This is a genomic window from Streptomyces lancefieldiae (genome assembly GCF_031845825.1).
Classification (GTDB): Bacteria; Actinomycetota; Actinomycetes; order Streptomycetales; family Streptomycetaceae; genus Streptomyces; species Streptomyces lancefieldiae.
In genome coordinates, this window is record NZ_JAVRFH010000115.1 from 1 (window position 1) to 8,316 (window position 8,316).

An 8,316-nucleotide genomic window follows, 5' to 3' on the forward strand; every position below is an offset into this window, starting at 1 on the left:
CAGATAGACCCCGCCCCACCGGCGCTGATCCGCCCGCGCGAACGGCTCGAACATCTCCGCCGCGAAGTCCTCCAGATCACACCGGACCGCAGCCAACTCCCCACCCAGCACACCCGGTCAACGACACACCAATCAAGAAGACACGCCACCACGGACCGCACATGACCAAGCACTACTAGCGACGGGCGTGGAAATGGTTGGGCAGTCGAGCCATGGGCGGCACAGTAGCGACCAGCGCTGACGCCCGAGCAACCGGCCAGCTGCGCAGCCACACTGCTGTCGGGAAGCGGGTGACGCCACAGCTCGGCCGGCACGCCCCCTGGGAGGCGGGGCCGCTGGCGGACAGCGTTGTTGGTGCTCGTCAGCCATACAGCCACTGCTCCCAAGCTATGCGGCCGGCCAGGGCGGCGGCGGGGATGCCCAGTTCGCTGAGCGCGCCGGGGTATACGCGCTCGTAGGCCGTGTTGTAGGAGCTGGCGAAGGCGGCGTCCCCGAGCAGCCAGGGCGCGGGGGCGTGGTCGAGGTCGAGTACGGCGAAGGCGCCTTCGTAGCAGATGCGGCCGTGGAGGAGGCCGCGTTCGAGCAGGGTGTGCCAGCCGCGCCCGGCGCGCTCGACCTCGGTCATGCCCTTGGCGGTGTCGATGACGCAAGCGATGTCGAACCGGCGGGGTGGGATGCGGGCGTAGAGCTTCGCGATCATCCTGGGCAGGCCCAGAATCCGAAAGAGGTGGGTGCGGTGGGCGCCGCCCGAGGAGACGTTGTAGAGCGGTCCGGCCGGCCCGTTGATGATGCTGAGGAAGACCGGGGTCTCCTCGGCCAGGTGGTGGCGCAGGAACGCGGCAAGCTGCTCGGGTTCGGTGGTGAGCAGTTGGCGGGCAGCGTGGGGTATCCAGCTGGGGCCGCGGGAGGCCTCTGACCGGTCGAAGTGGCCCCAGACCTTGTCGACGGCCTGCACGATGGCGTCGGTGCGCACCCAGGCAGCGCTCTCGCCGACTGCCCAGTGGCGCTCCCGCTGGCGGTTGTAGAGGTCGAAATACGGCGACTGCGGAGCAGCGGCCTGCAGCTGGGCGGTGGCCGCGCGCACCCGGTCGGTGATCGCGTGCTCCGGCCAGGCCCGCTGGAGCTGGGTGATGGCGGCGACGGTGGTGTCGAGGGCGGCACGGTCGGCATCGAAGGCGCGCAGAATGTCCGCCCGGCCGATGTTCGGTGCGTCATCGCCCGCGGCGGGGGCTTCTGGCTGTTCGCCGTGCAAGGCCAGGGTGATCTGTGGACGGTGGCGGCTGGTGGCCTCGAACGACTGCAGGACGTGCTCGGCGGCGTCAGGGGTGGCGCTCCAGCCGCGCACACACAGACCGTCGTCGCGGTATGCGCTCAGGGCGCCGCCGCTGTGCCACGTCGCCTCCCAGATGCCGCCCGGCCTGTCCAGGTGCACGAGCCGGCGCGCGAGGTCGGTTCGAAGTCGCTGGACGTCGCCGCGGCGCCGGGCCCGGGCGAGCAGGCTCGGCGCGGGGCGCAGCACACCCTCCAGGAGCTCCTCGTCGAGCGGATACTCTGCGCGCTCGCCGTGCCATGCGTGTAAGAGCTCTCGTGCCTCGTCGATGCGGCGCGCGGCCTGCTGGGCTGCGTCGCGAAGTTCGTCGCCGTCGAGATGACCCTCGACGGCGTCCGCCGCATGCCGGCCGGCCGCGGCCACCACCTGCCCCCACAGGTCGAGCTCGTCCGTGCCCTGGTGCCACAGGTAGCCCTCGCGAGCGGACGTGTCCGCCTTCTGGACCGCGGTGAGGGACCGTACGATCTGGGCGCGTTCGGCGGCGGCTGGCCGCGGCCGCGGCGTACGGCGATCTGCAGCAGGATCGAGGTGAAGTGACGGGCGAGGTGCGTGAACCGGGGGCGTCCGTCCTTCGTGATGCACGTCATCGTGCGCGAAGCGGCGCACGTAGGGCAGGTGAAGTCCAGTGCGTCCCAGTTGGCCGCCACGTATCGGTCCTCTCGTCGGCTATCAGGTCAACCACCTCTACCACGAGGATGGTTGCAGTGTGACACCGAGCACTGACACACCGCGCTCGGCCGCTGGTTACCGGTCGAGGCGTTCACATCGGCGTCTGGCCGACATGGCCGCCGGGACGGGCGGGGCGATGCCCTCGGCCGTCCAGTCCCCATCGCAGAGTGCGGCGGCTAGACGCGTCTGGTTGTCGGGTAGCTGGTCGTCGCAGTGCTTGGTTCCGCGAGGTAGCGCGGCCTGGCGGGTGACGCGCCGAGGGTGACGGTCCTGGGTGTGAGGAGCGGGTTCATGAGCCGTGGACAGGGCCTGCTCACCTTTCAGGCTGGCCTGCGGCTTCGCGGGGGGGGCAACGTCGGGTCCGGGCACAGGCCTGTGGAGGTCGCGGGAGCGGGGCAGGCGGTGCCACCATCCGCTCACCGCGCCAGGCACGCCCCGGACCGCGGACGTCTGTATCGCCGTCCCGGTACGGAGGGGATGCTGTCCTTCTCGGGGAACACGGGAGGGGGCTGATGGGGTACACCGCCGTACATACGGGCTGGGGCCGGTTGGATGCGTCGCTGGACGATCTCGGGTGCGGCCGGTCCTGGGCGGACGTCCACCGCGTGAAAGGGCTGGAGCTGGCGTGTCCGGAGTGCCGGGGAAGGGTGTTCGCGCGCGTCTCCCCGCACCGTGCCCGGCACTTCTACCACCAGGTGCGGCCGCCTGATTGCGCGCTGGCGCACGAGTCTCCGAAGCATCACCTGCTGAAGCTGGAGCTGGCCACCGCCGCCCGGGCGGCGGGTTTCAAAGCTGAGCTGGAGGTCGGCAACGAGGCCCGGACCTGGCGTGCCGACGTGCTGGTCCTCGATGAGCAAGACCGGCCGTTCATGGCGCTGGAGGCACAGCTGTCCCCCATGACGCCGCAGGACGCGCGGATGCGGACGGAGCGTTACGCGGTGGACGGTGTGGCGGTGTGCTGGGTCTCGGTGGAGAAGCGGCCGTGGGAGCGCGGCGTGCCCTCGCTGCGGGTGACGCCTCCCAGGTGCCGAGGGGAGGCGTGGATGGTGCGTCATGGCATGGCGCGCTACACCTGGGCGGCGCCGCGCACGGTGAGGACGAAGGCGGCGTGGAGGCACATTTCCTGTTCCCTCGAGGATGCGGTTCGCTGGATTCTTCAGGGACGGGTCCATTCCCATACCGGTCCGGACGGCGCGGTGTGGTGGACCGCCCCCTCGTACGTTCAACTGGCCCTCGGCCGAGCCCGGCTGGAGGCCGATGCCGAGGCCGTCGTATAGGCGGCTGCGGCCGAGCGCCGCCGACGGGCTGCCGAGCAGCGGGCCGCTGCCGCCGAACAGCGCAGGCTGGCCGCTGAGGACCGTCGGCTGGCCGCTGAGCAGGAGTCGCTGGAACAGCGGGCGGAGCAGGAACGGCTGGCGGCGTTCTTCGAGCACGCGGGCATGGATGCCGAACTATGGCCCGCATTCATGCACTTGGTCCGCTCCGCCTCTGGCAAGACCGTCACATGCGGCGACCAGAGCCCCGCCCACGGCAACGGACTGCTCCTCTACACCCGGCCTCGCAAGGAGGCCGCGTTCCAGCTGGCCGGTGTGGTGTGCCCCGACCCTTCAGCGCTCGCCCGGTGGCCTGCAGAACTGACCATCCTGGTTCCTGGCCCGGCCTGGCTCTCCCGAATCGAGGCGGCAGCCCGGACCCCGCTGAAAGTCGCCGTCCTGAACCCGGTCACCAAGCGCTGCACCTACGAGCGTGTCCGCCCCGGGCCACGACGCTGACATGGAGCGTGTCGGGTTCCGGCCTGTGAAGGATGGCCACGGCGGCAAGCGCGCCCCACGTCCACGCGTCCGGGCTGGCCTCTGCCTCGACGGCACTCCCCACGGGTCGTCGCGCTGACGGCCGAGCGGCCATCCTGGGCGAGGTCAGTGCCCGTGTGCGCAATCAGTAGGGTCTGCACATGGTGACGCGACTGGGCAGGATCGAGGGCTTGTTCGGCCGACGGCTGGACGAACTGGACTACCAAACCATTGCCGAGCTCGTGGGCGCCCCTGAAGCAGCCGAGGGTGAAGATCTCGACTACAAGCAGGACCACTACCGGGCAGACGACCGGGGCCGCGAGGAACTCGCCAAGGACATCACCGCCTTCGCCAATCACATAGGCGGACTCCTCATCATCGGCATGGCGGAGACGCACGGGGTGCCCAGCAAGGTGCTCGACGTCGACCTGGACGACGCCCGGCTGCGCCACATCCGGCAGGTCATCGTCTCCAACACAGCACCGCCCGTCCCCTACGAGCCCATCACCGTCCACAACCCCGATGCACCGGGAACCGGATTTCTGCTGCTGGCCGTACCGCGCAGTCCCGCCGGCCCGCACGCCGTGACAGCACCTGTGAGCAGGCCGTCCAGAGACACTCTGCGCTACCCCAGGCGCGGCGGCAGCAGAACCGAGTGGCTGACCGAAACCGACGTCGCCACCGCTTACCGGGCACGGTTCACCGCGGCCGCCGAGCGCGAGCAGCGCCTCGCCGACATCGAGGAGGACCTCGTCGATGTCCTGGCGGCTCGCACCACACCGCACCTAATCGTCACCCTGATCCCCGAGCAGCCCGGCGACATGGTGATCGACTCCGCGCGCTTCACCCGCTACCAGCAAGAGCTCCTCGGCACGCAGCTCTTCCTCGGCCAGCAGGTCAGCAACTTCGGGCGAGTGAGTGTCGGTCCGCGGCGCTTGATCGTGTCGGAAGGGGCGGGCCGGTACTCCGCACGCGCCGAACTGCACCGCGACGGCAGCGCCACCATCGCTCTCCCCCTGAGCGGGCGGATCCATGTGGATGACTACGAGGAGCCCCAACGTCACACCGCGGAACCCGGTGATGTCGTGTATCCGCTGCTGTGCGCCCTGCCCTTCCTGGCTGCCCACGCACGCGACCGGGCAGCCGCCAGCGGTCTCGCACAGGCCAGCGTCACCCTGGTTGCCGACATGGCCGCCCATCCGTCCCAGGACCGGGTTCTCGAGTTCGAACGGCCAGGCATCGTGCCTTTCCGTGTCGACCGGATTGATCCCGGAACAGGTCGGCCGCGACCGCTGACGCCCGAGTCCTACCCGCGCGCCACGGCCGCCGCCAGCGTCCTGTTGGACAACCTTGCCGACCAAGGTCGCGGCCTCCTGCAAGCCACCGCCGCCCTCGCCGACGAACTCCTGCAGGCGTACGGCTATCCGGAGACCGGCCTCATCACCCGCACCGGGGAACTCCACCCCGCCGGCTTCTCCCAACGCACTTGTGGGGCCGTCGCCCAATGGGCCGAGCAGCACGGTCTGCTGAACCCGCCGTAAGCGGTCGCGTTCCGTCCCGCTTCTCTGGCCCTCGTTGGGTAGAAGCCAGGCTCGTGGTCGAACGACCGGCGTGGGGCGTGCACCTTGTGGACCGTAATGGGCAGGACAACTTGCAGGAAGGCGGGGGATCCTTGAGCGCATGACGTGGGCACCAGGGAGTCGGGCGGTACGGGATCGGGACTATGTGGCGCGGGTGCGCAGGTACCGGCCCAGTGCTTTGCTGCCGCTGATCGCGCGAGCGTCGGCTACCTATGCGCTGTCGTGGCGGCAGAGCCCGTACCGCAAGTACTTGCCGTGGGCGCTGGCTGACGCTGCCCGGGTGTCGCTGGCGTGCGGGAATGAGTACCACCGCAAGGACGCGACCGATACGGATCTGCTGCGGATCTTGGACATGTATTCGCAGCTGGAGGACCCCTACCTCTACGAGCACGACAATGATCGGGACGCTCTGGCCCGGTTCCTGCTGCGTGCCGCCGGAGAGCAGATGATCTACCAGGAGCCGGTGTTCCAGGAGCTGGCTCGTGCCGCGGCCATGCTCACGCAGACGGCGGGAACACGGGAGGCGCGGTGCCTGCGTCCGGGCTGGGAGGAGGAGTTGCTGGGCACGAGCCTGTCGCACTACGTCGGCATCGCCCAGCTGTTGTGGGTGTCGGCGATCAGCTGCGCCGGCCGGTTCGATCCAACGTCCTTGGAGGCGCCCGGTGCCGAGCGGATCTGTGCGGAGATCCCTGCCACGACCATCCTGTCCGTGGCCGAGAAGCACTTCGTGACCGATACGGCCGCCTTCCGGCAGGCCAACGAGCAGGCCCGGATCACCACCGATCCGCTCCTGCGCCGCTACGAGTACAACCCGCTGCGCACCACGCCCCTGGTGAAGGGGTACGGTCCCGGCTTGCTCGCACCGGTCAACCATCTGATCCCGGCCAAGGCGAGCCCGCTGGGCATCTACTACACCGGCGTCGCCAAGTTCGGCGGCGCCTTCGCGCAAGACCTGGGCGACCTGTTCGAGGCCTACGTCGGCCGCCAGCTCGGACTGCTGCCCGACGCGACGGTCCTTCCGGAGATCGCCTACGGCCAGAACCAGGCGCTCAGCGTCGACTGGATTGTCATCACCGAGGAACTGGTACTCCTGGTGGAGGTAAAGTCTGTCCGGCCCACCGCGCACCTGCGCCTGGCCAACGAGCGGCGGGGCGACGAGTTGCAGCGCATGCTCGGTCGCGCCTATGAGCAGATCAACCACACCGCCGCTCTGATAGCAAGCGGGCGCAAGGAGTTCGCCGTGGTGCCCACCGACCGGCCCGTGCACGGGCTGATCGTGACGATGGAGCCGTTCCACATCGTCAACGCCCCGCTGCAGCGGCCGCTTCTGCCGGCCACCACCGTGCCCATCACGGTATGCAGCATCAGCGAGCTGGAGGACATGGTCACCATCACCGACACCCCCGTCGGCCGGCTCCTGCTGGAACGGGCTGCCGACGCCCAGCGTTCCACCTACGCGCTGCGCGAGGCGCTGTCCGGGCACACCCACGCCCGCAACGCCGTCCTGGACGCCGGGTGGAACAGCTACCCCTGGCGCCATGCCGCAGCCGGACAGGCGCCGTCCGAGTCCGCCGGCGCGGCGTTGTAAGGGGGCGGGGTGGGGGCGAACACATCCAGGGAGCACCATCTGGTGCCGAAGTACTGGCTGCGGTCCTTCGCCGAGGACGGACACGTGCTCGGGCGGTGGCGGAGCGGCGCGGAGCATCGCACTCCCGTGCGGCGCGCGGCGGTGGCTCGGGACTTCAACACCGACCTTCTCGCGGATGGCGAACGGCGCGTGGCATTGGAGAGCTACCTGGACCGCCATGTCGACGGCCCGTGTGCGCCGGTTCTGCGCGCCGTGCGTGAGGGGAGGTGGCCACTGGACGGGGCGCAGCATGCACTCGCTCTGGACGCGCTGGCCTGGCAGGTGGTGCGCACGCAGGCGTTCAGGTCCTTCGACGAGCAGGTCGGCCGGCATGTCTTCCCAGCCTTGTGGGCTTCGGAGGCAGTGGGTTTCTGCGAGGAACGGTTGGGGCGGCCGCTGTCGGACGCGGAGCGGATGGAGGTGTTCTGGACGGCCGTACGGACGGCTCCCAGCCCTTCCGTGGTCGCTGACCCGCGCTCGGCGCTGCGCGCCATGATCCGCGCCTTCGAGCGCACCCGCGACCTCCTCACCGTCCCAGGCCGTCGACTGGTGGTGCTGCGCGCGGCGGAGCCGTTGCTGGTCCTGGCCGACAGCGGTGTGGCCTTGCGCCGCAACGACGGCAGCTTCTGCCTCACTCCCCCGCTACTGCCCGAGACGGTCGAGGTCTTCGCTCCGCTGTCACCGACGTGTCTGCTCATCTCCACGCCCCGCGCGCACTACCGGACGCAGCAGGGCCTCACCCACAAGATCGCCGCCAAGGCCAACGCCGGGGCAGCAGCCTGGTGCCAGGACGCCGTCTACCGGCTCCCGTCCATGCCCTGGCCCTCCCGGCTGCGGCTCACCGGCACCCCGCTGGAGGTCCGGCCGCCGCGGCTGTCGGCCGTACCCGCGCAGCAACCGCCCAACCCCGCACCCGCCCACCCCGAAATTCACCGCGGTGAGCTGCGCACCCTCTTGGAACAGCTCAGTCATGCACCAGCAGATCAGCTTCCGTGCTCGGGGACAGACGGCGGGAGGTGAGTGTGGCCTTGCTGGCCGCGCCGGTATGACGGCAGGCCCGGGCGAGACGAACGCGCCGCGTGTCCGCGCCATCGCTGCGTCCGTCACTGTCGCCGAAGCGAACCCACGGCGCGAACGCGGCGGCGTCCTGGGCGAAGGCGGAGCTTGTGCACGGACGCCGGGTGGGGCAGGAACCTAGCCTCGCCGTTTCGGTTGGGGCGATGAGGTGTCGTTGAGGGGGAACTGCCGGGTGGCTGACGCGTTTTCGGTGTTGGGACATGGTGGAGACCCGGCGCGGTGGTCGGGTTCTCCAAGGTCCTT

Annotated in this window: 6 protein-coding genes; 5 read left to right on the top strand and 1 reads right to left on the bottom strand. The window is 69.9% G+C overall.

Annotated features, from left to right (window positions below; genetic code table 11):
* Positions 1 to 361 precede the first annotated feature (361 nt).
* Complete coding sequence (locus tag RM812_RS39980) at positions 362 to 1,693, bottom strand: hypothetical protein (RefSeq protein ID WP_311585574.1); 1,332 nt, start codon at positions 1,691 to 1,693, stop codon at positions 362 to 364.
* Between the two features lie 818 nt (positions 1,694 to 2,511).
* Between RM812_RS39980 and RM812_RS39985 the strand changes: the two genes are divergently transcribed.
* From RM812_RS39985 to RM812_RS40005, 5 genes are all read left to right on the top strand, one after another.
* Positions 2,512 to 3,276, top strand: coding sequence for a competence protein CoiA family protein (locus RM812_RS39985; RefSeq protein ID WP_311585576.1), 765 nt, complete (start codon positions 2,512 to 2,514; stop codon positions 3,274 to 3,276).
* Between the two features lie 162 nt (positions 3,277 to 3,438).
* Complete coding sequence (locus RM812_RS39990) at positions 3,439 to 3,771, top strand: hypothetical protein (protein WP_311585578.1); 333 nt, start codon at positions 3,439 to 3,441, stop codon at positions 3,769 to 3,771.
* 179 nt (positions 3,772 to 3,950) lie between these two features.
* Positions 3,951 to 5,330 carry an AlbA family DNA-binding domain-containing protein gene (locus RM812_RS39995; RefSeq protein ID WP_311585580.1) on the top strand — a complete coding sequence of 460 codons (1,380 nt, stop codon included), beginning with the start codon at positions 3,951 to 3,953 and terminating at the stop codon, positions 5,328 to 5,330.
* A gap of 391 nt (positions 5,331 to 5,721) precedes the next feature.
* Positions 5,722 to 6,957, top strand: a complete 1,236-nt coding sequence (locus RM812_RS40000; RefSeq protein WP_311585582.1) for a hypothetical protein — start codon at positions 5,722 to 5,724, stop codon at positions 6,955 to 6,957.
* A 9-nt stretch (positions 6,958 to 6,966) separates the two neighbouring features.
* Positions 6,967 to 8,016, top strand: a complete 1,050-nt coding sequence (locus RM812_RS40005) for a DUF4238 domain-containing protein (RefSeq protein WP_311585584.1) — start codon at positions 6,967 to 6,969, stop codon at positions 8,014 to 8,016.
* Positions 8,017 to 8,316: the final 300 nt, after the last annotated feature.